Origin of the sequence: Nannocystis sp., assembly GCF_016714285.1 — a bacterium.
GTDB lineage: Bacteria > Myxococcota_A > Polyangia > Nannocystales > Nannocystaceae > Nannocystis.
The window spans coordinates 146,389-172,656 of record NZ_JADJNN010000035.1 but is presented as its reverse complement, the minus strand read 5'-3'; the positions used below and the strand labels follow the sequence as shown (position 1 = coordinate 172,656).

Sequence of the window (26,268 nt, the reverse complement as noted above, 5' to 3'; positions counted from 1 at the left end):
CGTCAGTCGCACTTGTCGACCATGCACTTCTCGCCCGGTTTGCAGTCGTCGCTGCTCATGCAGGAGGTGCCGCACACGGGGCCCTGGCACTTGTACTTGCCGCACATCATCGGGTTCTGCGGCGCGCACAGGCCCATCTGGCAGCTGTTGTCGTAGGCGATGTCCTCGTTCATGCCGAACACGCACTCGGGCTTGCACAGGTCGGTGGGGCCGTCCTGGGCGCACAGCAGGTTCTTGTCGACCCACGCGACGGCGTTGCCGTTGCTGCAGTTGCCTGAATCGATGATGCAGGCGGCGTCGCAGATCACGAGCTTCTCGCCCTGCGCGCAGGCGTCGGGCTGACACACGCCGCCCGCGTCGCAGCTGCCGGTGCCCGGCGCGTTGGCGAAGCAGGTGCCGTCGGCGAGGCCCCACACCTTGTCCGCGCAGGGGTCGCGCGCGAGCTGGCACGGGGTCATGGCCGTCACCGGGACGCACTGGCCGTCGGGGCCGCAGCTGTGGCACGCGCCGCACTGGGCGTCGTCGGCGACGCAGGTGCCGTTCATGCAGGTGCCGCAGCCGGGACAGCAGCCTTCCGCGCAGGGCTCGCCCGTGGTGCCGCAGTGCGGGCCGCCGCTGCTCGCGCTGAGGTCGGTCGTGCTCGTGAGGCTGTCGCTGCCGCTGCTCGGGCCGGCGGTGGTCGTCTGACCGGCGCTGGCGCTGCCGCCGGTGTCCGTGCTTGCGGAGGTCGGCTGGGTTGTCGGGCCGCTCGTGGGGCTCGTGGGTCCGGCGCTGTCGCTGGCGCTGGCGCTGTCGGCCGCGTCGTCGAAGGCGGGGTTTGGTTTGATGCAGGCGAGGAGAATGACCGCGGCGGCGATGGTGGAGCTGGCGCGCAGGAGGAACACGACGTGGCGATCATCCGGGCTGGGGCCGCGGCTGTCCAGCCGTGATCAAGCGCCGGCCCGCGAGCGCGCGCGGGCCCATGGCGACGACTTCGCACCGGTGCGGCGGCGCGGCCCGCCGGGTACGATGCGGCATGGTCAGGCGGGGAGCGGGGGCGCTGGCGCTGGGGTGGATGTTGGGCTGCGCCGGCGGTGAGGGCTCGCGCGACGTCTCGGGGGCCGCGACGACGGGGGTGGGGAGCACGGGGAGCAGCGGCGAAGCGACGGGCACGGGGAGCAGCGGCGCACCCACCGGCGACGCGCCGACGTCGAGCAGCAGCGGCGCGAGCACCGGGCCCGCCGTCGACGTGAGCACGAGCAGCGGCGAGCCGGCGAGCACGAGCACGAGCACGAGCACGAGCGGGACGAGCAGCGGCGAGGCGGGCAGCACGGGCTCGGGTACCGCGGCCGAGCCGTTCTGCGGCGACGGCCAGGTCGACCCGCCCGAGCTGTGTGACGACGGCGACATGGTCGAGGGCAACGGCTGCAACGGCGACTGTCAGCCCTCGGGACAGCTGCTGTGGTCGACGACCTTCGCGGGCATGCTGGGGCTCACGGACGAGGGCCTCGGCTGCGACGTCGACGGCACCGGCTCGATCTACGTGGTCGGGCTGGTCGGCCTCACGGTCGACAACGAGGATCTGTGGCTGCGCAAGTACGCGGCCGCCGGCGATCCGCTGTGGACGCAGACCTACGCGGGCTCGGCGAAGCTCAAGGACCAGGGCCGGGCGGTGGTCGTCGACCCCGCCGAGCTGGTCTACGCGGCCGGGCTCGCCAACGTCGTCGACCAGGGCAACAACGTGCTGGTGCGCAAGTACGCGGCCGACGGGATGCCGCTGTGGACCAAGTCGTTCAGCGGGGTGGCGTTGCTCGCCGACGTCGCCAGCGCCGCGGCCCTCACCCCCGACGGCCTGCTGGTCGGCGGGGCGACGGCGGTGATGGGCGCGGGCAACGACACCTGGCTGCGCAAGTACTCGCCCGAGGGCGCGGTGATGTGGACCCGGGGTTACAGCGGCGCGGCCAAGGGTCACGACGAGACCAACGCGGTGGCGGTCAGCGCCGACGGGGCCTACTTCTACGCGGCCGGCACCGAGACCGTCGCTGGCGAGGCGCGCAACCTCTGGCTCGGCAAGTACGACATCGACGGCAACCTGCTGTGGTCGCGGCTGTACAACGGCGCGGCCAGCAAGGACGACTACCTGCTCGGCGCGGTGGCGCTGGCGGACGGCGGGGTGGTGGTGTGCGGCTACGAGACGGCGGTGGGGATCCCGTGGTCGAGCTTCGTGCGCCGCTACGACGGCGACGGGCTGGTCGTGTGGACGGAGGTCGACGACGGGCCGGAGGCCGCGGGGGCGCTGTGCTACGGGCTCGGCCTGGCGAGCAACGGGGACCTGTTGTTCGCGGGGGCGACGCTGCAGGCGGGGACCCGCGAGCCGCGGGTGCGCCGTTTGGCGCTGGACGGGACGCCGCTGTGGTCGACGGTCGTCGCCGGTGCGGGGCCCGGAGCCAGTCAGGCCCGCTGCGTGCGCCAGGCCCCGGACGGCACCGTGATCGCGGTCGGCGGGATCGACGAGGGCACGGACGGGCGCGACGTGTGGCTGGCCCGCTTCAGCCCCTGAGTGCAGGCTGTCCCGAGAGACAGCTTCAGACGGCGGACTGCAGGCGCTGCTCGACCCACGCGAGCAGCATCTCCTTGATCGGCTGGCGCAGCAGCTCGGGCTCGTTGTGCAGCTCGTGGTAGTAGCCGTCGAAGCTGCGCAGGCTCTGGTGGCGGGCGGCGGGGTCGACCAGGCGGTCGAACACGGCGCGGGTCGCGATCGGGTCGCACACGAGGTCGCCGGTGCCGACGTACCACAGCATCGGCAGCTCGAGCTGGGAGGCCTCGGCGGAGACGCGGGCGACGGCGTCGTTCATCGCCGCGAACCAGCGGGCCGAGACCTTGTCGACGCGGCGGCGGTCGTGCTTGTAGAGGTCGACCTCGGCTGGGTCGCGGGAGATCGCCGACGGCGGCAGGCCGCTCGGGAGGGTCAGGCGCGGCAGCAGGCGGGCGGCGATCTGACCGACCTTGAGCTTGAGCGGGGGGACCTTGAGGGTGAGGCCGAGCAGCGGCGCCGAGATGATCGCGCCGGCGAAGGGGTGGCGGCGGCGGTGGTCGAGCAGGTAGGTGAGGGCGACCAGGCCGCCCATGCTGTGGCCGAACAGGAACCACGGGATCTTGTCGGGCCTGGCCTCGGCGGGGACGAGGTCGGTCTGCGAGCGGACCACGGCGGCGAGGTCGTCGGCGTAGACGGAGAACGACTCGACGTGGCCGCCGGGGCCGCCCGACTTGCCCTGGCCGCGGTGGTCGGCGCCGAAGGTCATGCCGCCGCGCTCGGCGAACCAGCCGGCGACGCGGGCGTAGCGGCCGATGTGCTCGGCGGCGCCGTGGGACACGCAGACGGCGAACTTCGGCGGGCCCTCGGGGAGCCACTGCTCGACGTGCAAACGGACATCACTGCTCTGGAGCTGCCTCGTCGTGTGGTCCACGGCGGGCAGTAGACCATATTTTCGCGCGAGGGTCAGGGGCCGCCCGGGCCGGCTACTGCGGGCGGGCGAGGACGATCTCGGTGAGGTCCTTGGTCAGGTTCTTCTGGTGGGCCTCGATCGTGCCGCCGCCGATCTCCAAGAGCTTGGCGTCGCGCCACAGGCGTTCGACCGGGTACTCCTTGCAGTAGCCGGCGCCGCCGAGGACCTGCATGGCGTAGTCGGCGACGGTCTTGCCGACCGGGGCGGCGAACAGCTTGGCGGCGTCAGAGCCGACGCGGTTGCGGATGCCCGGGCCGACGTCGCGGGCGACGTTGTAGACCAGGCACTTGGCGGCCTCGGTCATGGCGTAGCCGTCGCCGATGTAGCGCTGGATCTGGCCGAAGCGGTTGAGCGAGGTGCGGAAGGCCTGCCGCTCGTGGGCGTGGCGGACCATGATCTCGACGCAGCGCTCGGCGATGCCGACGCTCATGGCGGCGAGGGTGAGGCGCTCGATCTCGAGGTTGCGCATCATGTGGGTGAGGCCGCTGCCGAGCTCGCCGAGCAGGTTCGCCGCGGGGACCCGGCAGTCCTCGAAGATGAGCTCGGACATCGTCGAGCCGCGCATGCCGAGCTTGTCGATGTGATTGCTGGTGGTGAAGCCGGGGCAGTCGCGGTCGACGATGAAGGCGGTGAGGCGACCGTCGACCTTGGCGTAGACGAGGAAGCAGTGGCCCTCGCAGCCGTTGGTGATGTAGGTCTTGCTGCCGTTCACGATGAACCAGTCGCCCTGGCGGACCGCGGTGGTGGTCATGGCGAGCACGTCGGTGCCGGCGCCGGGCTCGGTCATCCCCATGCCGGCGACCCACTCGCCGCTGAGCACGCGCGGGAGGTAGCGGGCCTTCTGCTCGGCGTTGGAGCAGTGGTAGAAGTTGTTGACGAAGAGCATCGCGTGGGCGAGGTACGCGAGCGTGAAGCCGGGGTCGTACTTGGCGAGCTCGTGGTGGACCAGGACCGCGGCGGTGGTGTCGAGGCCGGCGCCGCCGTCGGCCTCGGGGATGGTGATGCCGAGCAGGCCGAGCTCGCCCAGGCGGCGAAACAGCGGCAGGTTGAGCACGCCCTTCGCGTCGAACTCGGCGGCCTGGGGGTCGAGCTCGCGGCGCGCGAACTCGGCCACCATCTGGCGCAGCATGCGGTGCTCGTCCGTGGGGTTGAACAGGTCCGAGGCGGCGTGGTGCATGGGCGGCTCCAGGGTGGCACCGCTTGGCGCGGGCGGGTGTGGTCATCCGTGCCGGGCCCCGGGCGTGCGGGCGTGCGAAGCCTCAAATGGGCGGTGTTCGCGGGAGCCTGGCTTTACAGGCCGGGTGTGGCGCGCGAGGATCACCGGTCATGCGCATCGTCGCGGTCGCCGACACGCACCTGTATCACCGCGAGCTGGTGGTGCCGGACGGCGACGTGTTCGTGCACGCGGGGGACATGTGCCGCGGCGGCTCGCTCGAGGAGTTCGGGCGGGCGGCGCGGTGGATCTGCGGGCTGCCGCACGCGCTCAAGATCGTGATCGCGGGCAATCATGACTGGTGCTTCGTGCGCCAGCCGGCGGAGGCGCGGGCGCTGCTGGTCGGCGAGGGCGTGCACTACCTCGAGGACTCGGGCGTGGAGGCGGCGGGGCTGCGGGTGTGGGGCAGTCCGTGGCAGCCGGAGTTCGGCGGCTGGGCGTTCAATCTCTCGCGCGGGGCGGCGCTGGCGGAGAGGTGGGCGCAGATCCCCGCGGGGCTCGATCTGTTGCTCACGCACGGGCCGCCGCAGGGCTTCGGCGACCGTTCGTGGTCGGCGGCGCGGACGGGCTGCGTCGATCTGCGGGCGCGGGTCGAGCTGGTGCGTCCGCGGCTGCACCTGTTCGGGCACATCCACGAGGACGGCGGGGCGTGGTCGCACGCGGGGACGACCTACGTGAACTGCACGACCTGGGAGTGCGAGCGGGCGCCGACGGTGATCGATGTGGATCTCGAGGGCGGTGGGATCGCGGTGCAGGCACCGCCGGCGCGCTTACCCAGGGCGCTCTAGTACCTCGACACGGGTTGTGAACGATCGGCGGCGCGGAGGACGTCGCCCGGACCGGTGCCGCTCTAGAACATGTCGCGCATCCAGCCGACGAAGCGCTTGCCGATGCCGGGGCGGTGGTCGCCGGACTGTTGGCGGTGCGAGGGCTCGTGGAGGACGGCCATCGGTTCGTGGGCGGCGCCGTAGAGGACGAGGCCGACGCCGGTGGCGAACTTGGGGTCGTGGATGACGCCGGCGAAGCCGCCCTCGGTGAGCGCGGGGCGTGACGGCCGAAGCTGGCGCCGTGCACGGGCACGCCGCGGCGGACCGGCAGGTTGAAGATATCCTCGACGATCTCCGCCATGCCTTCCATCTGGCTCTGGCCGCCGGTGATGACGATGCCGCTGCCGGCGAGCTCCATGTAGCCGGACTGCTGCAGCTCCTCCTGGGCGAGCAGGAGGATCTCCTCGACGCGGGGCTCGATGACCTCGGAGAGGAAGCGGCGGGGGAAGCTGCGGGGCGGGCGGGGGCCGACGCCGGCGACCTCGATGCTGCTGTCGCCGTCGACCATCGAGACCAGGGCGCAGCCGTGCTTGCGCTTGATCGCCTCGGCCTCGGCGACGCTGGTGTGCAGGCCGTGGGCGACGTCCTGGGTGATGCGGTGGCCGCCCATGACGATGACCGAGGTGAAGACGTTCTGGCCCTCGGCGTAGATCGCGAGGTCGGTGGTGCCGCCGCCGATGTCGATGAGGATCACGCCGAGCTCGCGCTCGTCGTCGTGGAGCACCGAGGTGGCGCTGGCCAGCGGCTCGAGCACGACGTCGATGACGTCGAGGCCGGCGCGGTTGCAGCACTTGATGATGTTCTGCACGCTGGTGGTGGCCGCGGTGATGACGTGGGCGCGGACCTCCATGCGCACGCCGCTCATGCCGATCGGGTCCTTGATCTGGCCCTGGCCGTCGATCATGTACTCGAGCGGGAGGGTGTGGATGATCTGGCGGTCGAGCGGGATGTTGACCGCCTTGGCCTGCTCGATCACGCGGGCGACGTCCTGCTCGGTGACCTCGCGGTTGCGCATGCTGACCTGGCCGAGGCTGCTAAAGCCGCGGATGTGGCCGCCCGCGATGCCGCAGAACACCGACTGGACCTCGACGGCGGCCATCTGCTCGGCCTCCTGGATGGCCTGGGCGATGCTGTTGGTGGTCGCCTCGATGTTGACGACCACGCCCTGGCGCAGGCCCTCCGACGGGCAGGTGCCGACGCCGATGATGTCGACGCCGCTCTCGGTGACCTCACCGATGATCGCGGCCACCTTGGTGGTGCCGATGTCCAGGCCGACGATGACTTCTCCGACTTCTGCCATGACGAGCTCCGTCTAGTCGTACTTGGGGATCCCGGAGGGGAACTTGTGAGGCCCCTGCTGGCCCTTGGGCTGCTTCTTGTGCTTGGGCTGCTTGGGCTGCTTGGGCTGCTTCGCGGGCGCGGCCGGCTTCGCAGCTGGCTTTGCGGACATGTCCTCGAGGTCCTGCGCGGCCTGCTGCTGGGCGGGCTTGTGCTTCGGCTTGAGGCTCGCCTGCGCGAGCAGGGCCTCGGCCTCGGCGGCGTCGGTGAAGCTGGCGACCACGCGGGCCGGGCGGTCGCCGCCGGGGGCGGCGTCGAGGTGGACGACCGAGAGCTTGTCGGCGCGCTCGCCGAGGGCCGCGCGCAGGGCGTCGAAGCGGGCCAGGCGCTCCGCGATCGGGCCGCGGCCGAGGCGGAGCAGGGTGCCGGTCTTCTCGGTGTAGAGCAGGGCCTCGCCGCCGTCGCCGATGTGGATCTCGCCGAGGCGGGGGCGGGCCTTGGCGTTGTAGGCGGCGAGCACGTCGAGCGCGCGGCGGATGATCTGGGCCGCGGCGGGGTCGCCCTGGACCAGCAGGTCGCGCTCGACCCCGGTGATCACGGGCAGGCTGCCGCGCTCGCCGGGGGCGATGCGCTTGAAGGGCACGCCGGCGTCGTCGAGCAGGTAGAAGTGGCCCGAGTGCAGCACCGCGGCCGGCGTGTGCTCGGCGACCGCGACGTGCAGGGTGTCCGGGAGCTCGCGCGAGACGGTGGCGGTGGCGACCCAGGGGTCGGCCTCGATGCTGCGGCGCACGGCGTCGACGTCGACGGCGAGGATGTTGGTGCCGGGCGCGAGGGCCATGAGCTCGGCGAGGCGGTCGGCGGAGAGGTGCGGGGTCGGCTCGAAGGCGATGGTCTTGGCCTCGAAGCGGGCCGAGGTGGTGACGTACTGGTAGCCCTGCTGCACGCCGAGCAGCAGGCCCCAGGCGAGCGCGACGGCGACGCCGAGGCGCATGCCGGCGCTGAGGAAGCGGCGGGTCCGGGGGCCGAGCTGCGGCCTGGCGAGCGCGCGCAGCAGGGGGCGCAGGCGCGAGGGGCGGGGCGGGGCGGGGAGCGCGGGGCGGGGGGCGCCGATGCGGCGGTTGGGTCGGAGCTCGCTGCGGAGGTTGCGAGCGGCGGGCTTGCGGGTCGGGCCGGGCGTGGTCGCCGGGGCGGTGACGCGCGGCTTCACCTGCTGCACCCGGCGATTCTTCGGCGGGGCGGCCTGGCGGGCGTCACGGAGTTTGGACGGACCGATCATGGAGCGCGGCGACCTTGGCCATTAGCAGGGCCCGGATCTCGCTGGCAAGTAACCGGCGGCGCCTGGGGTTGCGCGGCCTGTGCATGTGCGCAGTAGGGCCCGTGTCAGGCGTCGGCCTCGCGCTCACTTGACCGTGTAGCAGGTGCCGCGGCCCATGCCGTGGCGGCGCAGGCGGCCGTGCTTGACCAGCTGACCGATGTGGAAGCGGAGCTTGCGGCGGCCCATCTTGGTCTGCTCCTCGAGGTCCTGCATCGTCGCCTCGCGCAGCTTGCGGACCAGCGGGATGAGCAGCTTCGCCGCCTGATCGAGGCTCATCGCCTCGGTGTCGTCGTCCTCGTCGTCGTCCAGGTCGTCGTCGTCGACGATCGGTGCGCGGCTGGCCTTGACCGCCTTGACCGCCTTGATGGGGGAGACCTTGGCGGCGGCCTTGGCGGCGGCCTTGGCGGCGGCCTTGGTCCTGGCGGGCGCGGGCGCGGGCTTGCTGGTCTTGGGCGGCGCGGGGCGGCGGGCGGCGGCCTTGCTGGCGGACTTCTTGGCCCGCACCTTGCGGCGGGCAGCGAGGGTCTTCTCGATGCGGTCGACGGCGCGGTCGAGGCTGCTCAGCTTGCGTCCGGCGGGCGCGGCCGGCTCGTCGTCGGCGTCATTGGCGTCGTCGTCGGCGTCGTCGTCGGCGTCCGCGTCCTCGAGCTCGTCCTCGCTGTCGTCCTCGCTGTCGACCGCATCGTCGTCGTCATGTGCGTCCGCGACGACGGGGGCAGCGGGCGCCTCGACGGGCGCCTCGCCGAACAGCGCCAGCGCGAGGTCGGCGAGGCAGAGCTCGCCCAGGCCCTCGGCCCAGCCGAGGTCGTGGGCGGCGTCGACGATATCGCCGAGGGTGGTGTCTGGCGTCAGCTCGCGGGCGATGGTGTCGAGCACGGCGCGTCGCTGTTCGACGGCGAGGTGGCGACGGAAGCTGTCCTCGAACCCGGACGCGATGTTACGTTGCACGGCGCGGGATATTGCAGCATGCAGCGGCCCCGCTCAAGGGGTGGACGCTGCAATCTCGGGAGGAGCCGTGAACGTTGTCTGGCGGCTGCGTGCGGCAACCCACGGTTCACGACGATGCCCGGTCGCAGCTGGCCTACGGGGATCCGGGCGCCACGTCGGTGGCCAAATTGGGGGTGAGCTCTGGCGGCGCCTCGGTGGTCAGTGCGTCGGCCGGGGCCTCGGCCTTGGTCGGCTTGGGGATGTATGCATCGATCGGCGACTTGCGATCGCCACGGATGCGGCCCTCGAGCACGTGCACGGCGATCGGCTGCTGCAGGCTGTAGCGGTAGCCGCGGGTCTTGAGCTGGATCTTGTAGGGCTTGCCCTCGTGGACGATCTCGCGGCCGAAGCCCAGCTTCACCTGGCCCTCGCGGGTGAAGCCGCGGTGGGCCAGGATGAACGAGAACATGCGCACCGCCGAGATGTTGTAGAGGCGGTGACAGCCGTGGGAGAAGCGGCGCAGGATCGACATGTAATCGACGCTGCCGTGGGTGCGGATGCCGTTGTCGAAGTCCTTCACCTCGCCCTTGGCGTCGGTGACCTCGCGGACGTGGTAGGCGGCGACCAGGCCGTAGGCCGAGGTGTAGCTGGGGCCGAACTCGCCGTAGTTGACGACCGTGCGGACCTTGCCGTCCTTCCATTTGCGGCGCACCAACTCCCGCGCCGGGGTCGTGGCCGGGGGGATCCACACCGGGGCGGCGACGATCTCCTTCCATACGCGATCGCCGACGTCGGACTCTTTGTACTTGTAGTGTTCGCTGCCGTTGTACATCTCGCTGCGCCACGAGCCGATCGTGGTGCGCCAGTGGACCAGCGGGATCTTCTGCTCGCCGACGACGGCGTAGATCGTGAAGTGGGGGTAGCGCTCGCGCGGCTGGCCGAGCTTGTTGCCCTGGGCGTCGAAGGGGAAGTCGTACCAGACGTCGCCGCGGTCGATGACGACGTCGAAGCTCATGTCCTCGGCGTAGTAGGCGGGCGGCGGCGGCAGGCGCACGGCCACCAGCAGGTTGTCGAAGTTGCCGCCGCCGAGGTCGGACAGGCGGGCCAGGGTCTGCTTGGCCGACTCGGGGGTTGCGAGGTCCAGGGCGGCGACGACGGCGGTGCGGGCCTCGCCGACCACGTCGCGCAGGGCGTGCTCCTGGCCCTGGCTGTCGGTCCAGCGGAACTTGGGCTTCCACTTCGCGGCCGAGCCGTCCTCGAGGATGCTGGCGCCGGACACGGTGCGCTCCTCGATCACGCGGAGCATGCGGCCGTGCATGCTCTCGGCCTGGCTGCGGGCGAGCGCGGCGAGGTTGTCCGGCGTGAAGTGACCCCAGCCCTTGATCGCGTGCTTCTTCTCGAAGGCCGCGAGGGCGTGGGTGGTGGCGCTGTCGAACACGCCGGGCTCGTACTTGCCGACGCCCTCGGCGGACACGAACATCTTCTCGCAGCGCAGGCGACGCTGGGCGTGGTCGATGACGTCGACGCGGGCCTGGGTCTCCAGCCAGCTGGCGTAGGTGGCCCCGAGCTTGGGGTGGTCCTTGGCGGCCTCGGGGGTGGCGGGGTCGAGGCCGGCCTTCTTCATGTCCTTGGCCAGCTTGGCCTTGAGGGCCCTGGCCTTGCGGACATCGCCGCCCTTCTTGCCGGTGTAGGCGATGACGCCGGAGAAGCGGGTGAACACGGCCGGGTCGAAGCCGGCCTGGGTGAGACAGGGCTCGATCTCCGCGTCGGAGTCCTGCCACTCGCCGTGGACCACCTGCAGGGTCGGCGGGATGCCGTAGAGCTCGAGGAAGTTGCGCTCGTGCGGGTCGAGCTTCTCGCCGTCGGCGTCGACGCGGTCGTTGGCGAGGTCGATGTAGCGCTGGCGGTACTCGTTGGCGCTGAGGTCCTCCACGCCCGTGGTCTTCTCGCTGAAGATGTAGGGGACCCAGCTGTTGCCGAGGTCGATGACCGTGTAACCGGCGGCCTCGGCCTGGGCGATCTCCTGCTTGCGCGGCTCGGCCCCGGCCTCGAACACCCACGCCTGACCGGCTGGATGTTCGCGTTGACTCACCTTGGGCAGCACCGTCGCGGGCGGGGCGCTCGGTTCGCCCGCGGGCGGCGCCGCGACCTCGCCCGCGCTCGCGGCCTCGGGTTCGGGCGCCGCGTGGGGGCCGGTCTGCTGGGCCCCCGAACAGGCCATGGCGAGCACGAGGGCGGGCCCGAGGAGGGTCAGCGAACACACGAGACGGGGGCGTTTCACCAGGTAGGACATCGTAATAGCCTCGCAGCTTAGCGTGCAGCCTCACGGACCGCCAAAGACCGGCAGAAGCGGCGCACGGGGCCGGATCGCGGGACCGGACCGGGGCGATCAACGGCCGAAGCGTGCCCGCCATTCGGGCCGCTGCAACGCGCGATCGCAGCGCTCGGCGATTTTCGCCCGCAGACCCGCAGACCCGTAGTGAAGGAGGTCTTGAGCCGAGGTCCGAGCGGGCGGGCGACGCGGTCACGGGCTTGAGGCTCGGGGTCGGCGGCCCGGCTCGCGCAGAGCTTTACAAGCCGGCGGGGTCTATGCCACGTTGACGCTCGCCGAAGGAGACCGTCGTTGCACCTCGTCAAGACTGCCCTCACCTATGTCGCGATCTTCTGCGTCGGCGCCGTGACCTCGGTCTCGTGCTTTGAGCCGAAGTTCGACAATCCGTCGTTCCGCTGCAACCCCTCGAAGGCGACCGTGGACTCGTGCCCGGACGCCGAGGTGTGCTGCTCCGACGATCCGGCGACCACCAAGGGCCGCCTCCCCAACTACTTCAACGGCAAGAACGACGCGAAGTACGGCGTTCCGATCTTCTCCGGCGCGAACAATTCACTCAGCACCTCGGGTATGTGCGTCGAGGTCGGCGGCTTCACGAGCCCCTTCGCCGCCACTACTGGTTGCCCGGTCCCCTGCAACCCCAAGTGGGCCCAGGGCGATCGCGAGGCGATCTGCGGCGTCGGCTCGTTGTGCTGCCAGATGCAGGAGCTCGACCCGGTCAAGGACTGCGTCCTCGATCCGGAGGACAACAAGTGGCGCGCAGTCACCGGCGCCGATATCCCGGCGCTGACCACCTGGGGCGTGAATCACACCACCAACCAGGACCCGCAGGGTGACGGCTGCAACCTCTTCGCCTCCGGCGGCGGTGCCATGGCGGTCGACGCGGCGACGCAGAAGGACTGCTACCTCCAGCTCAGCGTCGCCGACCAGCGTGGCTTCTGCTACAAGGCCTGCCCCTGCATCGAGGACGTGTGCGCCATGAAGAACCCGGGCTACGTGTCGCTGTGCACTGGCGCGGTCGTCCCGACGATGTGAGCTGCGCGGGCTGCCCGCCGTTGGCGCCGCGCCGTGAAGACTGTTGTGACGGCCCGGAGATCCGGGCCGTCGTCGTTCGCTGACGCAAAGGCGCGCCGTGAGCCTTCTTGTATGGGGTGGGGTCGCTCGCCCCTGGCGCGCCTCGACCCAGGGCTTTTATAAACCCGGGCCTTTCGGTATCCCCCTTCCCGTCACGTGACCCAAATGGCTCGAGCCCCCTCCGCAGACGAAACCCCGAGTGCCGCCAAGCCCAAGGCGACGTCTGCACCCGCAAAAAAAACCGCCAACAAGGCGACGGCCAAGAAGACGGCGACGAAGAAGACCAGCACGAAGAAGGCGAGCAAGCCAGCCAAGGCGGCCGCCACTTCGTCCGCAGTCAAGAAGGCGACGAAGAAGGCCGTGAAGAAGGCCACGAAGAAGGTGGCCAAGGCGGCGAGCGCCAAGCCGCCGAAGGCCACGAAAGTGGCGGCGAAGCCGGCGAAGAAGGTGGCGAAGGCCCGGGTCGCCAAGGTCTCGCCGCGCACACGTACGGTCGCGGTGGCGGACGAGGGCGAGGGCGAGGCGGAGGCCCCGGTCGCGCGCGGCAAGGGCAAGCAGCTGGTCATCGTCGAGAGCCCGGCGAAGGCCAAGACGATCAACAAGTACCTCGGACCCGGCTTTGTGGTGCAGGCCAGCGTCGGCCACATCCGCGACCTGCCGACCAAGTCGGCCAAGGGCGACAAGCAACCGGTGCCCGGCGTGGACATCGAGCACGGCTTCAAGCCCACCTACGAGGTGCTTGCCAGCAAGAGCAAGACCGTCGCCGACCTCAAGAAGGCGGCGAAGGGCGCCTCGGACGTGTGGTTCGCAACAGACTTGGACCGCGAGGGGGAGGCGATCGCCTGGCACCTCGCGGAGGTGCTCGGCATCAAGCCGCAGAACGCCAAGCGCGTGGTGTTCAACGCGATCACTCAGCAGGCGGTGCACAAGGCCTTCGCCAACCCGCGGCCGATCAACGTCGACAAGGTCAACGCCCAGCAGGCGCGCCGCATCCTCGACCGCATCGTCGGCTACCAGGCCTCGCCGCTGCTGTGGAAGAAGGTCTCGCGCGGGCTCTCGGCCGGGCGCGTTCAGTCGGTCGCGGTCCGCCTCGTGGTCGAGCGCGAGCGCGAGATCGCGGCCTTCGTACCTGACGAGCGGTGGGAGATCGGCGCTCGCCTGAGCCTCGACCCGAACGCCACGGCGACGCTGGCGGCCGCGTGGGCCCAGTTCCTCGCCCGCCTCGATGACAAGAACCGCGGCCCCACGCTCAAGCTCCAGAACGCCTGGCTGGCCGAGCACCAGGCCCTCGACGCCGAGCTGGTCGAGCTCGGCGGCCAGAGGTTCGCGCTCGCCTGCACGGCGAGCGAGCCGCGGGACCTCAGCGCCGAGGTCACCCGCGCCGCCGCGGCGGTCGGGCTGGTCGACATCAAGGTCAGCAGCCGCGACAACCCGGAGGGCAAGGGCCCCGCGCGCACGGTGCGGACCCTGAGCGGCACCGTCGATCCGAAGCTGCGCTACCGCGTGCGCAGCATGGAGACCAAGCGCACCAGCTCGCGCTCGCCCGGCCCCTTCATCACCTCCTCGCTGCAGATCGCGGCGGCCAATCAGCTCAGCTTCACGGCCCAACGCACGATGCGGACGGCCCAGTCGCTCTACGAGGGCGTCAACGTGCCGGGCGAGGGTCAGGTCGGCCTCATCACCTACATGCGCACCGACTCCACCAATCTGTCGGGCGAGGCGCTCGAGCAGATCCGCGGCTTCGTGCAGCGCAGCTTCGGCGCCACCTATCTGCCGGAGAAGCCCAACATCTTCAGCTCCTCCAACAAGGACGCGCAGGAGGCCCACGAGGCGATCCGTCCGACCGACGTCGCCCGCCGCCCCGAGGACCTGCGCGAGGCGCTCAGCGAGGAGCAGTTCAAGCTCTACAACCTGATCTGGCAGCGCAGCGTCGCCTGCCAGATGAGCCCCGCGCAGTGGGACGCGACCAGCGTGCTGTTCGAGCGCGACGACCAGAAGACCGGCGCCGTGCTGCGGGCCAGCGGCCGCGTGCTGGTGTTCGACGGCTTCCTGCGGGTGCTCGGGGTCCAGGCGACCGACGAGCAGACCCTGCCCGCGCTGGTCCAGGAGCAGAAGCTCGGGGCCTTCGCGATCGACGCGGTCCAGCGCTTCAGCGCCCCGCCGCCGCGCTACTCGGAGGCCTCGCTGGTGAAGACCCTCGAGTCCGAGGGCATCGGTCGGCCCTCGACCTACGCGTCGATCATCGGCGTCATCCAGGAGCGCAAGTACGTCGAGCAGCTCGACCGCCGCTTCTACGCCACGGACCTCGGCGAGGTCGTGACCGACAAGCTGATCGAGGCCTTCCGCGAGCTGATGGACGTCGGCTACACGCGCTCGATGGAGTCGGAGCTCGACGAGATCGAGGACAAGGGGGCGGACTGGCAGGCGATGCTGCGCAAGTTCTACAAGGGCTTCTCGCGCTCGCTGGCGACCGCCAGCGACACGATGACCCACGCCAAGGCCGAGGTGCAGCCCTCGATCTACAAGTGCCCGAAGTGCGGCGCGCCGACCTCGTATCGCTTCGGCAAGAACGGCCGCTTCCTGTCGTGCACCCGCTACCCCGAGTGCGACTACGCGGCCCCGATCACCCGCGACGGCCGGCCGATGCTGCCCGAGCGCGTCGACGTGATCTGCCCCGAGGACGGCTCCGACATGGAGCTGCGCTCGAGCCGCTTCGGACCCTTCCTGGTGTCGGTGCAGTACCCGAAGGTCAAGTTCACCATCAACCTCGACAAGCGCGAGCAGATCAAATACCCGACGCCGCCGGCGCTCGAGGTCGACGTCGCCTGCCCGAAGTGCGGCGCGCCGCTCAACCTCCGCTCGGGTCGCCGCGGCCCGTGGCTCGGCTGCTCGAAGTTCCCGAAGTGCCGCGGTCGCCTGGCCTGGACCGCGCTCGACGAGGCGACCCAGGCCGAGCTCGGCAAGCAGCTCGCCACCCACGAGAAGGCCCACCCGCCGATCGTGCTGCGGCGCCACGACGGCAGCGTGATCCCCGAGGGCACGCCGATCACCACGCTGCAGATCCCCGGCGGCATCGCCGAGCTCGAGATCCATCCGGCCGCGCTGGCGAGCATCAAGGCCGCGGAGCTCGCGGCGGCGGCCGGGGCCGCGGCTGCGATCGCAGCTGCTCCCGCGGGCTGAGGGCCCTTCGCTCAGCGGCGCGGGGGACCACTGCTCACGAGGCGCGTGGCGCCAGCTCGAGCAGCAGGTTGTGACACGCGCGCTCGATCTGGCGGTACACGCGGAGGTAGCCCTCGGGGCCGCCGCGCAGCGGGTCGGCGACGTCGAGGGCGTCGCCCTGCGCGTGCGGGTCGGCGAGCTGCGCGAGCAGGCGGACGCGGGCGCCGGCCTTCCCGGGGCCGCCGATCTCGCCGAAGGCGGAGCCGGTGAGGCTGCGGATCTTCGCCAGTACGGGGCGGTCGGCGACCAGCACGTGGTGGTGATCGTAGAGGTCGACGCGGGTCATCTGGCGCGAGCGGCTGACGAGGTTGATGCCGTGGGCCGCCGCGACCGCGACGCTGCCGGCGTCGGGCGCCACGCCCTCGTAGGCCGAGATGCCGGCGCTGGCGATGACGAAGCGGTCGGCCAGCCCGCGCTGTTCGACCAGGTGGCGCAGCACGCCCTCGGCCAGCGGTGACCGCACGATGTTGGCGTGGCAGACGAACAGCACCCGGGTGACTGCGTCGGCCATGGTCCTGAGAGACAGCTGCGCCGACTACTTGATCAGCTTGGAGACCTCGGGGTCGTCCTTGACGATCTCGAAGCTCGGGTCGAAGCCGACCTGCTTGAGCAGCTTCTTGCCGCCGCGCTTGTGCACCTCCTTGAGGTGCGCGACGGTCTCGGCGACGTCGCCGGCGTTGACCGTCAGGCGGGCGAGGTTGAAGCTGGGGTCCGGGTAGGTGGTGTCCTTGTCGCGGGCCCACACGAAGGCGGCGGTGGCCCGCTCGGCCTCACCTGCGCCCATCAGCGCCTCGCCGCGCGCGTTGCTCGCCTCGGCCAGCTCGCGCACGGTCGCGCCGGCGGCCTCGGCCTCCTCGAGCGCCTTCTTGGCCCGCGTGTCGGAGGTCTTCTTGGCCTTCACTTCGCCGAGCAACTTGGCCTTGTCGGCGGCGGCGGCGGCGGGGTCGGTCGGTGGGGTCGCTGCATCGCCGCCGGTCGGCGTGGGATCGGCGGCCGTCGGATCACCGGCGCTCGGATCACCGGCGGTGCCCGGGGCCGTCGCGGTGCCGGCGGTGGCCGCAGTGTCGGCGCTCGCAGCGGTGCCGTTCGCCCCGGTCGCGGGCGTGGGCGTCGGGTCGGCGGTCTTGAGGTCGGGGCTCGCCTGCTTCGCGTCGGCTGGTTTTGCGTCGGCCTTTTTCGTGGCGTCGACGACGTCTTTCTTGGCACCTTCGGGGCTGGGCGTTTGGCAGGCTGTGGCCGTACAAACGGTGATGGTGACGAGGGCGAGCCGGACCAGGCGCGAGCGCATGACGGCGATATTATCCGAGCCTGCGAGGGCCCGCATTGTGGTAACACTCACGGCTCACGTACGGTAGGCCCGTCCCATGCCGCTGCCCCTCACGATCTATCTCGCACTCGCAGCACCAGCCCCGGATCTCGAGGCGAAGGTCAAGGCGATCTTCGAAGAGCATTGCACCGCCTGCCACGACACGGGCGGCGAGGAGCCGGTCCTGGCCGGCGCGCCCTCGCGGCTCAAGTCGGTCAAGTCGAAGGCCACCGGCAAGCCGATGGTCGCGGCCGGCGACCCCGACGGCAGCTATCTGCTGGCCAAGCTGAACGGCAAGAACATCAGCGGCGACGCGATGCCGCAGGGCGGCGATCCGCTGCCAGCGGCCCAGAAGAACACGGTCAAGGAGTGGATCGCGAGCCTCGCGCCCGCGCCCGCGCCGACGCCAGCACCGACGCCCACACCGACGCCCACGGGCAAGCCGGCGAGCACCGGAGCGAGCACCGGGGGCGATGACGCGGCGAAGCGGGTCGCCGAGCTCGAGCCGAAGGTGAAGAAGATCCTCGCCGACCAGTGCCTCGCCTGTCACGACACGGGCAGCGACGACATCGTGCTCGCCGGCTCGCCGGAGCGCCTGCTCAAGGAGAGCTCGAAGGTCGCGCGCAAGCCGATCCTCGTCGCGGGCGACGCCGACGGCAGCTACCTGATCCAGAAGCTCACGGGCGCCAAGGGCATCGTCGGCGACGCGATGCCGCTGGGCGGCGACCCGCTGGCCAAGGGCGACCTCGAGACGCTGCGGCAGTACATCGCGGCCCTCGGCGAGCGCGACAAGGCGACGGCTGCACCCGTCGGCGATGGGCCGCCGGCGGGTGACACACCGCCGGTCAGCGACACGCCGGTCGGCGATACACCGCCCGACGAGCCCGCGCCGAAGGACGACAAGCAGCCGAGCAAGCCGCCCTTCCATGGCGTATTTCAGATCAACCTGCCGACCACCTCCACGCTCGGCAAGCGCACCTTCGAGTTTCGCATCGACCACCGCTTCGGCCGCGTCGGCACCGAGCGCGGCGCCTTCGGCCTCGACGCCGGCGCGAACATCTCGTACGGCTTCGCCTACGGCATCCTCAGCGGCTGGGACGTGGTGCTGCGGCGCAGCAACTCGCGCAAGGGCTACGAGCTCGGCACCAAGTACGTGCCGATCCGCCAGGAGGACGGCAAGCCGCTGAGCTTCGGCGGCTACGCCTCGGTCGAGTACTACCGCGACTTCCCCTCGAACACCGCCAACCCGTGGGCGGGCAATTTTCAGCTGATGCTGAGTCGCCTGTGGTTCGACCGCTGGAGCACCCAGCTGGTCCTCGGCTACAGCCTGCGCACCGACCACAAGGCCGCGCCGACGGTCGACTTCGGCGACGGCAAGGGCGCGGTCAAGGTCCACGACAAGCGCGGCACCCTCGGCGTCGGCATCGCCTCGACGGTGTGGATCGGCGAGAAGAAGCGCTGGGGCATCGACATGGAATACAACCTGCCGATCCCCACCAGCGTCTTCTACTACAACGGCGGCAACGCCGACCCGAACGGCAGCAACATCGGCTCCTGGTCGCTCGGCGGGTCGATCCGCACCGGCCTGCACTTCTTCCAGATCTTCCTCACCAACACCCGCGAGATCCACACCAACTTGTATGCGCCCGGCGGCCAGTCGAAGAACCCCTTCGAGCAGCGCGGCAACTTCTTCTTCGGCTTCAACCTCAGCCGAAAGTGGAGCCTCTAACCCATGCGTCTCGCCCTCTGCAGCATCCAGTCCCTGTGCGCCTGGTTCGCGCTGGTGCTCACGATCCCGGGCTGTAATCAGCTCGAGGCGATCGACGAGAGCGCCAGCGGCGGCGGCGGGGACCTTCCCCCCGAGGTTGTCGCGGCCTTCGAGCGCAGCTGCGGCAACTCGCCCGGCTGCCACGCCGCCGGCGGCCAGTCGCCGACCCTCGACGCGACCGTCAGCAGCGCGATCATCGGCGGCTCGTCCAACGGCAGCGCCATCCCGCTGGTCACGCTCGGTGACACGGCCAACTCGTACATCGCGATCAAGATGCTGCCCGACAACGTGATCGCCGGGTTCGGGCAGACCCGCACCGGCGGTCGCATGCCGCTCGGCTTCGACCCCGCGACCGGCAGCCCCGAGACCCTGGCGGACACGCAGACGATCCTCGCGTGGATCGCCGGCGCCGACTTCCCGGGCGGCGGCGGAGGCACGGGCGGGATGACCACGGGCGGCCCCACGACCGGGGACACCACGCCGACCTTCACCCGCGTGAAGAACGAGATCATCGCGATTAGTTGCAGCTGCCACCTCGGCCCGCCGAGCCTGGACGGGAATGGCAACTTCAGCATGCCGCTCGCCGACGCCTACACCAACACCGTCGGTGTCAAGTCGATCCAGGCGCCGATGACCGACTACTTCACGCCGGGCGATCCGCTGAACAGTTACATCTACCTCAAGATGACCAACATGCAGAGCACAGTCACGATGAACGGCGACGCGTTGATGCCCGACGGTGCCACGCAGCCGCTGCCGGACGACAAGCTGAAGCTGGTCAAGGACTGGATCGACGCCGGCGCGATGGACGACTGAGGTGCCCGTGGAGCCCGTGGATACGGTGGAGCTGGCCCTCGAGCACAGCGTCGTCGAGCGAGGCGACGCCCGGCTGCACGTCGTGCGCAGCCGCGTCGCGCCGCACGAGCGCCGCGCCCCGCTGCTGTTCGTGCACGGCTACCCCGACACGCACGCGACCTGGTCGCGGCAGCTCGAGGGCCTCGCGGCGATGCACCCGGTCGCCGCCTTCGACCTGCGCGGGGTGGGTGCGTCGACGATCGTCGGTGAGCCGCGGGCGGCGACCCGAATGGCGCGCTACGTCGAGGACATCGAGGCGGTGATCGATCACGTCGCTGGCCCGGGCGGGCAGGTGCACCTGGTCGGCCACGACTGGGGCGGCGTGCTGGCCTGGCAATTCGCTGGCGATCCGGAGCGGGCAGGTCGCCTGCGCAGTTTGACCGTGATCGCGGCGCCGCACGGCGCGGCCGCGCTGGCGATGCTGCGCGCGCGTCTGCGGCGGCACAGCCTCGCCGACCTCGCGGTGGTCGCCGAGCAGCTGCGTCGCTCGTGGTACCTGTTCCTGTTCCAGCTGCCGAAGATCCCCGAGCTGTACCTCGGCCGCGATCCGGTGCGCACCTGGGTCGGCGCCCACCGCCGCGGCGGCGTGCCGCGCGGCGACCCCGAGCTCGCCGACATCGACCCGGCGTGGGCCCGCAGCGCCCTGGTCGCCCTGCTCCCGCTGTACCGCCAGATGTTCGCCCGCACGACGCTCCGCGAGCTCCACGAGCTCCGCAAGGGGGGGCCGCGCACGATCACCACGCCGGTGTGCCTGGTGGTGCCGCAGCGCGACCTGGCCCTGACGCCCGAGCTGTACGAGAACATCGCCGAGTTCGTGCCGGAGCTCGAGCGGCATGACATCGACGACAACCACTGGGTGCACCGCTCGCGCGCCGCGGAGGTCAACCAGATCGTCCACGACTTCGTCGCCCGCCACGAGGCGTGAGCGACGGTCGGTGAAACACCCGGCGAATCAGCCGACCGCAGTCATGAGGCGTGAGCGACGGTCGGTGAAACCCGTGGCGATGCAGCCGATGGCGCCAGTCGTGCAGCGAACAGGCGCAGGCCGGCGTGGGGCCGCGAAACCCCGGGTGCGTGCGTGGGCCTCCAAGCTGCATGCGAACGGCTCTCCTCCTCGCCACGCTCCTGACCGCCTGCGCCGCGAAGACCGGGGCCTCCGGCGACACCATCGCGCTGCTGCAGCGGATGTTCGCCGAGGACCCCGGCTCACCGGCGGTGCTCTACACCTTCGCCCGCGTACGCGAGGATGTCGGCGACTACCCCGGCGCGCTGGCGTGGCTGGCCCAGCTCGAGCGCTCCGAGTTCGACGACGCGATCGACCCGGAGGACTTTCGTGGCAGCCTGCGCCGGCCCGAGGTCAGGGCGATCGCGGGACGTCTGGCGGCCCGCGCCCGCGTACGCACGGCCAGCGCGGTCGCCTTGACCATCGACGTGCCCGAGCTGATGCCCGAGGGGCACGCGTACGACCCGCGCCGCGATCGCTTCCTCCTGAGCAGCGGACGTCAGCGCAAGGTCGTCGCCGTCGATCGCGCGGGCCGGGCCGCGGACCTCACGCGTTCGGGGCAGGACGGGCTCCTGGCGGTGCTCGGCATGAAGGTGGACGTCACGCGGGACTGGGTCTGGGTCGCGTCGACGCACGCGCCCTTCATGGCCGACCCGAGCCCCGAGGCCCGCGGACACTCGACGATCCACGCCTTCGATCTCGCGACCGGGGAGACCCGCGCCGCGGTCCCCTACGCGCGCACGCCCTCGCTGCTCAACGACCTCGACCTCGCCGCCGATGGCACCGTGTACGCGACCGACAGCCACAGCGGCGCCGTGATCTCGGTGCGGGACGGCGAGCTGCGCGACGTCCTGCCGCCCGGCAGCTTCGAGGGCCCCAACGGCCTCGCGCTGGCCCCGGACGGCGAGCAGCTCTACGTCGCTGACTTTCGCGGGCTCCACCGCGTCGCGCTCGCCAGCGGATCGATCAGCTCGCTGCGTCCGCCGACCGGGGCGCGCACGCTGGGCGGCATCGACGGGCTCTACTTCCACGACGGCGCGCTGATCGGCGTGCAGAACATCCTCGGCCGCGGTCGGGTGTGGCGCCTGCCGCTGGCCGCGGACGGCACGCTGGCGGCCGCGGAGATCCTCGAGACGGGCCGCGCCGACTATCGCAACCCGACCACCGGGACCTTCGCCGACGGCGACTTCTACTACCTCGCCAACCCGCGCTCGCGGTCGGGCGAGCCGCTGCGGCTGCTGCGGCTGCCGCTGTCCGCGAGGGCCCGCGCCTAGAAGCGCAGGCGCAGCTCGAACTGGACCTGCACGGGCTGCTGGAACACGGTCTGCACGCCGTAGTTGCCCTGGCGCGGGACGATGTCGCGGCGGAAGAAGGAGGTCGGCGCGTTGGGGCTCTGGACCTTGGTGTGCTTGAGGTCCTCGAGGTCGCCGCCGGCGACCGGGCGCGCGGTCGAGTACGAGTAGACCTCGTCGATGCGGAGCACGGCGCGGGCGTTGGTGAGGTTGGCGAGGCGGGCGGTGAGCTCCAGCTCGAGCTCGCGGGGCAGCGGGTAGGCGTAGCTGACGCTGATGTTGCCGAAGTAGTTGGGCTCCAGGCGGCCGCCGGCGCCGCGCGGCAGCAGGTAGTTGAGGAACTGGCCGCGGTAGCGGTTGTTGTCGGCGTAGAGGCTGATCGGGCTGCCCGACTGGAAGCGCAGCGAGCCGCCGAGGGTGAGGCGGCCGGCGCCGCGCAGGTCGAAGGTGTAGAAGGCGTCGAGCTTGGCGAGGTGCGGCCGGTTGTCGAACAGCGGGCCGAAGCTGTTGCGCACCAGCTCGGGGATGTCGTACTGGGGGCTGGCGCCGAGGTTGATCGCGCCGGTGTTGCGGGTGACAAAGCCGTCGTAGTTGCCGACCAGGCGCGAGTAGGTGTAGCTGGCCTGCAGCAGCCAGTTCTTCGCGAAGCGCTTCTGGATCCGCAGGGTCCAGGCGTCGTAGTTGCGGGTCGGCCGGGGGAACATGCTGCCGACCTTCGAGAAGGCGTCGGCGAGGAACTCGCAGTGCTGGAGCTCGCGGGCGAGGGTGTTGCGCTCGGGGTCGTCCTCCTCGCTGGCGTCGAAGCGCTGCTCGAGGCCGCGGCAGGTCTGCTGCTGGCGCGCGAGGTCGCTGGCCGACACCGAATCGCCGGGGTTGGCGATCAGGTAGTTGAGGCCGCCGTTGGTCGAGATGTCCTCGACCGCGCGGCCGAGGTCCTGATGCAGCCAGTTGACGCCGACGACCAGGTCCTCGACGACCTCCTGCTCGTAGCCGACCTGGAACTGCTGGGTGTACATGCCGCGCAGGCGCGGGACCACGGCGCCGGCGCTGAGACCCGTGGTGCTCTGGTTGCCGTCGACGCAGTACGCGGTGGGCACCCCGGCGGCGTCGCTGCGCGGCTCGCCGCCGGTGGTCGGCGTGCTGCAGTCGGAGCTGCGGTAGGTGCGGGTGACGTTGACGAGGCCGCCGAAGGCGCGGCTGTTGAGGAGGACGGGGAGCTGGCTGTAGAACCAGCCGTAGCTGGCGTAGAGGCGGCTCTTGCCCTCGTCGGTCCAGTCGTAGGTGAAGCCGAGGCGGGGGGCGACGTTGTCCCAGATGAACACGTTGCGGCGGCCGAGCAGGTCGCGCATGTCCTGCAGCTCCCAGCGGGCGCCGGCGTTGAGGTAGAGGTTGGAGAGGACGGCCCAGCGGTCCTGCAAGAACACGCCGTAGTTCTGGGTCGTGAGGGTGGCGTCGTAGGCGGGCACGCGGACGCCGGCGCCGATCGGCGAGGCGATCGCGCGGAGGTCGTTCTGCTCGACGCGCACGCGGCCGTAGCCGTAGGTCGTGCGGATGTCGGGGTTGTTGGCGTCGACGGTGACGCTGCGGTGGTTGTCGACCCGCCCCGCGCCGGCGCCGACGGTGTAGCTGCGGGTCGCGGGGTCGTAGCAGTACTCGCCGCCACCCTGCTGTCCCGAGGGACAGTTGTTGTAGAAGTCGGCGGTGTTGCTGCCGGAGTAGGCGGTGCGCTGGCGGAAGCTGACGTTGTCGATCTCGGCGCCGTACTTGAGCTGGTGGGCGCCGGCGCGGCGGGAGTTGAGGAAGTGGGTCAGCGCGACCAGGCCGCCGGCGCGGTCCTGCGTGTAGCTCGAGTAGTTGCCGATGCCGCCCGAGAGCCAGGTGCGGGTCGGGCAGGTGAGGCCGGGCAGGTTGCTGTTGTTGCAGGCGCCGTCGACGCCCTGGACCAGGCGCACGGCGCCGTCGCGGTCGAGCAGGTCGTAGAGGTTCTGGCCCTGGGTGTCAGTCTGCTGGACCAGCGGGACGTTCTTGAGGCTCTGGTTGTCGAGGCGCCAGGCGTCGGCGCTGTGGAAGCGGCTGTAGAACACGGTCGCGTCGAGCTCGAGCTTGTCGTCGTTGGCGCGGCCCTCGTAGTCGAGGCCGACGCCGGAGATGCCGACGTAGCGGGTGCCGAAGGTGTCGTTGATGACGCCCTGGCCGACGCGCGACTGGCCGCCGATGGTCTGGCTGGGGTTGGTGCCGAAGGCGCTGGGTTCGGCGCCGGGCGGCAGGCGGAAGCTGCTGCGGCGGAAGCTGATCGGGCTGGTGCCGCCGGACAGGCGGAGGCGATGCTTGGGGGTGATCTGCCAGTCGAGGCTGCCGGAGGCCTGGAGGTCGAAGCGGCCGGTGCGAAACTTCTGCTCGGCGAATTTGACGGTGTCGATGTAGTTGCCGTTGGCGGCGCAGTCGGCCGCGCCGTTCTCGTAGGCGCAGGCCTCGTAGCCGCCGGAGCGGTCCTTGTCGCGGCGGCGATAAAACGACTGGATCAGGCTGTTGCGCTGGCCGCCGGGGGCGACGCCGATCGAGAAGAACAGCTTGTCGCGGACGATCGGGCCCGAGATCTGGATGACGGCCTGGGCGTCGACATCGGCGATCTCGGCGACCCGCAGGGCCTCGTCGGTGGCGGCGATCAGGCGCGGCGGGGCCACGCGCGGGGCGACGCGCAGCACGACCACCCCGCGCAGCTTGTTGGAGCCGCCGATGCGGCGGGCCCGGATCTGTCCGCCGGTGGCCCCGCCGAACTCGGCGTCGTAGCCGGCCTCGAGCACCTCGACGATGTCGATGAACTCCGAGACGACGGTGGAGCTCAGGTTGCCGAAGGCGGGCGTGGTGATGTTGGCGTTGTCGAGGGTGTACTTCGACTCGGCGCTGGTGGTGCCGGCGACGCGCAGGCCGCCGGCGTCGGAGGTCACGGTCGAGGCGACGTCGACCACGCCGGTGAAGTTGCGGTCGAGGCCGCCGGTGCCGGCGTGGCGCAGCTGCTCGGGGCGCAGCGCGAGGCCGCTGGCGGTGTCGCGGCGGACCGGCTGCTCGACGACGATGTCGGTGACGATGCGGCCCGAGGCGGCGTCGATGCGGAAGTCGAGGCGAGAGACGCCGGCGGCGAGGGCGAGGGCCTCGGTGAAGGCGGCCTGATTCGACAGGACCTGGACGGTGTAGTTGCCGGGCGGGAGCTTGCGCAGGTTGTAGAGGCCGGCGGCGTCGGTGGTGGTCTCGACGGGGCCCTGCAGGCAGGTGCACTGGACGATGACGAGCGCGCCGACGATCGGCTCGCCGCTCGACTGCTCGCGGACGACGCCCTGGAGCGTGGCGCCGCTCGTCGGTGCGGCCGGAGCGGCCGGGGCGGCCGGGGCGGCGCGCGCGGGCGCGGCGATCAGCGCGAGACCAAGACATATGATCGGTGCGGTGAAGCGGCGCATGCACGGACCTCCCGGGCGGCAACACAGCGCGGCTGCCCATGATCGGAGGGTGATGGCTGGGCGTGGACGCGGCACCGGACGATGCTCAGACCTGCGGGAAGATGTCTCTCGGGACAGGTGCTAGGACGGCGATCGGACCCGCGGCGGACCCAAGTGTACACGCCGCGGGCGCGCGGGCTGAAGCGGGCTGCAGCCGGCGGGACCGGGTCGGTATGAACGCCCGAATTGGCGGCCATATCGGGCGTATACGCGGCTTCACGAAACTTAACGCGGCGGACATACGCGAGCAAACGCGGGCTCGCATGCTCGGGACATGACCAGTCACGACATCCACAGCACCAAGAATTGCAGCTCGAAGCACCGCGGGGGCCGCCGTTGGGGTCGCCGCGTCCTGCTCGGCCTCGGCCTCGCGCTCGGCCTCGGCGGGGTCGCGTATGCGGCCGGGCCGGCGGTTCGCCAAAGAGCGGGCGCGCGCACTGGACGTGATCGACCACGATCGCCAAGGTCAGGGTGGAGGGGGGGCGATAAGGCGATGCGCGCGGACGGCCCCGCGTGGAAGCGGCGGGCGACCTGAAGACCGGCCGACCTGCTGGCGGCGGAAGACCGCGCCCCCCCCCCCCCCCCCCCGGGCCCCCCCCCCCCCCCCCCCCCCCCCCCTGGCGGGTCGGGGGGCCCCCCCCCCCCCCCCCCCCCCCGCAAGGCGCTGGCCGAGGCGGTCGCCCGGTTTCACCGCTAAGATCGCGGGCGCATGAGCGGCCGGGTCCTGATCATCGACGACGACTTGCGGCTGGCGGCGATGCTGCAGAGCTACCTCGCGGGTCGCGGCTACGCGGTCGAGCCCGCGTGAGCGGCCCGGGCCCGCTCGGCCCGTCGTGCTCGACGTGATGCTGCCGGACCTGACGGCTTGAGGTCCTGCGGAGGA

General features: G+C 71.2%; 18 protein-coding genes and 1 pseudogene. 8 read left to right on the top strand and 11 right to left on the bottom strand.

Annotation, left to right across the window (positions count from 1 at the left end):
- Positions 1 to 2: 2 nt before the first annotated feature.
- Positions 3 to 884 (bottom strand): hypothetical protein, encoded by an 882-nt coding sequence (locus tag IPJ59_RS32910; RefSeq protein WP_293275208.1) that lies wholly within the window; start codon positions 882 to 884, stop codon positions 3 to 5.
- Positions 885 to 1,015: 131 nt separating this feature from the next.
- Between IPJ59_RS32910 and IPJ59_RS32905 the strand changes: the two genes are divergently transcribed.
- Positions 1,016 to 2,539 carry a hypothetical protein gene (locus tag IPJ59_RS32905; RefSeq protein ID WP_293275207.1) on the top strand — a complete coding sequence of 508 codons (1,524 nt, stop codon included), beginning with the start codon at positions 1,016 to 1,018 and terminating at the stop codon, positions 2,537 to 2,539.
- Between the two features lie 25 nt (positions 2,540 to 2,564).
- On the opposite strand, the gene IPJ59_RS32900 is transcribed toward IPJ59_RS32905, so the two are convergent.
- Both IPJ59_RS32900 and IPJ59_RS32895 read right to left on the bottom strand, forming a co-directional pair.
- The gene (locus IPJ59_RS32900) at positions 2,565 to 3,446 is read right to left on the bottom strand and encodes an alpha/beta hydrolase (protein WP_293262122.1); all 882 of its coding nucleotides are present in this window, start codon (positions 3,444 to 3,446) and stop codon (positions 2,565 to 2,567) included.
- A 52-nt stretch (positions 3,447 to 3,498) separates the two neighbouring features.
- Entirely contained in the window at positions 3,499 to 4,662 is a 1,164-nt protein-coding gene (locus IPJ59_RS32895; RefSeq protein ID WP_293275206.1) for an acyl-CoA dehydrogenase family protein, read from the bottom strand.
- A 149-nt stretch (positions 4,663 to 4,811) separates the two neighbouring features.
- Between IPJ59_RS32895 and IPJ59_RS32890 the strand changes: the two genes are divergently transcribed.
- Complete coding sequence (locus IPJ59_RS32890; RefSeq protein WP_293275205.1) at positions 4,812 to 5,486, top strand: metallophosphatase domain-containing protein; 675 nt, start codon at positions 4,812 to 4,814, stop codon at positions 5,484 to 5,486.
- 325 nt (positions 5,487 to 5,811) lie between these two features.
- On the opposite strand, the pseudogene ftsA reads toward IPJ59_RS32890, so the two are convergent.
- The 4 genes and pseudogenes from ftsA to IPJ59_RS32870 all read right to left on the bottom strand — a co-directional run.
- Positions 5,812 to 6,825 (bottom strand): annotated as a pseudogene (gene ftsA / locus IPJ59_RS32885) (cell division protein FtsA); the annotation flags it as partial.
- Between the two features lie 12 nt (positions 6,826 to 6,837).
- Positions 6,838 to 8,079 (bottom strand): cell division protein FtsQ/DivIB, encoded by a 1,242-nt coding sequence (locus IPJ59_RS32880; RefSeq protein ID WP_293275203.1) that lies wholly within the window; start codon positions 8,077 to 8,079, stop codon positions 6,838 to 6,840.
- A gap of 123 nt (positions 8,080 to 8,202) precedes the next feature.
- Positions 8,203 to 9,066: a hypothetical protein gene (locus IPJ59_RS32875; RefSeq protein ID WP_293275201.1), complete on the bottom strand. Its 864-nt coding sequence runs from the start codon at positions 9,064 to 9,066 to the stop codon at positions 8,203 to 8,205.
- A gap of 133 nt (positions 9,067 to 9,199) precedes the next feature.
- Positions 9,200 to 11,326 carry a hypothetical protein gene (locus tag IPJ59_RS32870; RefSeq protein ID WP_293275199.1) on the bottom strand — a complete coding sequence of 709 codons (2,127 nt, stop codon included), beginning with the start codon at positions 11,324 to 11,326 and terminating at the stop codon, positions 9,200 to 9,202.
- A 342-nt stretch (positions 11,327 to 11,668) separates the two neighbouring features.
- Between IPJ59_RS32870 and IPJ59_RS32865 the strand changes: the two genes are divergently transcribed.
- Positions 11,669 to 12,409 carry a class III extradiol ring-cleavage dioxygenase family protein gene (locus IPJ59_RS32865; protein ID WP_293262101.1) on the top strand — a complete coding sequence of 247 codons (741 nt, stop codon included), beginning with the start codon at positions 11,669 to 11,671 and terminating at the stop codon, positions 12,407 to 12,409.
- A 191-nt stretch (positions 12,410 to 12,600) separates the two neighbouring features.
- Here the strand turns inward: IPJ59_RS32865 and IPJ59_RS32860 are convergent, their stop codons facing one another.
- Positions 12,601 to 12,837, bottom strand: coding sequence for a hypothetical protein (locus IPJ59_RS32860; protein WP_293262098.1), 237 nt, complete (start codon positions 12,835 to 12,837; stop codon positions 12,601 to 12,603).
- On the opposite strand from IPJ59_RS32860, the gene IPJ59_RS32855 reads away from it, so the two are divergent.
- Positions 12,809 to 15,628 (top strand): DNA topoisomerase, encoded by a 2,820-nt coding sequence (locus IPJ59_RS32855; RefSeq protein WP_293275197.1) that lies wholly within the window; start codon positions 12,809 to 12,811, stop codon positions 15,626 to 15,628. The genes IPJ59_RS32860 and IPJ59_RS32855 overlap by 29 nt on opposite strands.
- Before the next feature lie 34 nt (positions 15,629 to 15,662).
- Here IPJ59_RS32855 and IPJ59_RS32850 read toward each other — a convergent pair whose 3' ends face one another.
- Both IPJ59_RS32850 and IPJ59_RS32845 read right to left on the bottom strand, forming a co-directional pair.
- Positions 15,663 to 16,178: a low molecular weight protein-tyrosine-phosphatase gene (locus IPJ59_RS32850; RefSeq protein WP_293262092.1), complete on the bottom strand. Its 516-nt coding sequence runs from the start codon at positions 16,176 to 16,178 to the stop codon at positions 15,663 to 15,665.
- Positions 16,179 to 16,202: 24 nt separating this feature from the next.
- Positions 16,203 to 16,955, bottom strand: a complete 753-nt coding sequence (locus tag IPJ59_RS32845) for a tetratricopeptide repeat protein (RefSeq protein WP_293275195.1) — start codon at positions 16,953 to 16,955, stop codon at positions 16,203 to 16,205.
- Positions 16,956 to 17,031: 76 nt separating this feature from the next.
- On the opposite strand from IPJ59_RS32845, the gene IPJ59_RS32840 reads away from it, so the two are divergent.
- The 4 genes from IPJ59_RS32840 to IPJ59_RS32825 all read left to right on the top strand — a co-directional run bounded on the left by IPJ59_RS32840 (position 17,032) and on the right by IPJ59_RS32825 (position 21,873).
- The gene (locus IPJ59_RS32840; RefSeq protein WP_293275193.1) at positions 17,032 to 18,702 is read left to right on the top strand and encodes a DUF5777 family beta-barrel protein; all 1,671 of its coding nucleotides are present in this window, start codon (positions 17,032 to 17,034) and stop codon (positions 18,700 to 18,702) included.
- Between the two features lie 3 nt (positions 18,703 to 18,705).
- Positions 18,706 to 19,557, top strand: coding sequence for a hypothetical protein (locus tag IPJ59_RS32835; protein WP_293262084.1), 852 nt, complete (start codon positions 18,706 to 18,708; stop codon positions 19,555 to 19,557).
- Between the two features lie 16 nt (positions 19,558 to 19,573).
- Positions 19,574 to 20,521, top strand: a complete 948-nt coding sequence (locus tag IPJ59_RS32830; RefSeq protein WP_293275191.1) for an alpha/beta fold hydrolase — start codon at positions 19,574 to 19,576, stop codon at positions 20,519 to 20,521.
- Positions 20,522 to 20,691: 170 nt separating this feature from the next.
- Complete coding sequence (locus IPJ59_RS32825; protein WP_293275189.1) at positions 20,692 to 21,873, top strand: tetratricopeptide repeat protein; 1,182 nt, start codon at positions 20,692 to 20,694, stop codon at positions 21,871 to 21,873.
- Here the strand turns inward: IPJ59_RS32825 and IPJ59_RS32820 are convergent.
- Positions 21,870 to 25,346 carry a TonB-dependent receptor gene (locus IPJ59_RS32820; RefSeq protein ID WP_293275187.1) on the bottom strand — a complete coding sequence of 1,159 codons (3,477 nt, stop codon included), beginning with the start codon at positions 25,344 to 25,346 and terminating at the stop codon, positions 21,870 to 21,872. The two genes, IPJ59_RS32825 and IPJ59_RS32820, sit on opposite strands and share 4 nt — an antisense overlap.
- Positions 25,347 to 26,268: the final 922 nt, after the last annotated feature.

Coding starts and splice junctions, on each gene's coding strand:
- IPJ59_RS32840 (WP_293275193.1), top strand. CDS start 17,032: ATGCCGCTGCCCCTCACGATCTATCTCGCACTCGCAGCACCAGCCCCG.
- IPJ59_RS32850 (WP_293262092.1), bottom strand. CDS start 16,178: ATGGCCGACGCAGTCACCCGGGTGCTGTTCGTCTGCCACGCCAACATC.
- IPJ59_RS32890 (WP_293275205.1), top strand. CDS start 4,812: ATGCGCATCGTCGCGGTCGCCGACACGCACCTGTATCACCGCGAGCTG.
- IPJ59_RS32905 (WP_293275207.1), top strand. CDS start 1,016: ATGGTCAGGCGGGGAGCGGGGGCGCTGGCGCTGGGGTGGATGTTGGGC.
- IPJ59_RS32835 (WP_293262084.1), top strand. CDS start 18,706: ATGCGTCTCGCCCTCTGCAGCATCCAGTCCCTGTGCGCCTGGTTCGCG.
- IPJ59_RS32825 (WP_293275189.1), top strand. CDS start 20,692: ATGCGAACGGCTCTCCTCCTCGCCACGCTCCTGACCGCCTGCGCCGCG.
- IPJ59_RS32880 (WP_293275203.1), bottom strand. CDS start 8,079: ATGATCGGTCCGTCCAAACTCCGTGACGCCCGCCAGGCCGCCCCGCCG.
- IPJ59_RS32820 (WP_293275187.1), bottom strand. CDS start 25,346: ATGCGCCGCTTCACCGCACCGATCATATGTCTTGGTCTCGCGCTGATC.
- IPJ59_RS32845 (WP_293275195.1), bottom strand. CDS start 16,955: ATGCGCTCGCGCCTGGTCCGGCTCGCCCTCGTCACCATCACCGTTTGT.
- IPJ59_RS32895 (WP_293275206.1), bottom strand. CDS start 4,662: ATGCACCACGCCGCCTCGGACCTGTTCAACCCCACGGACGAGCACCGC.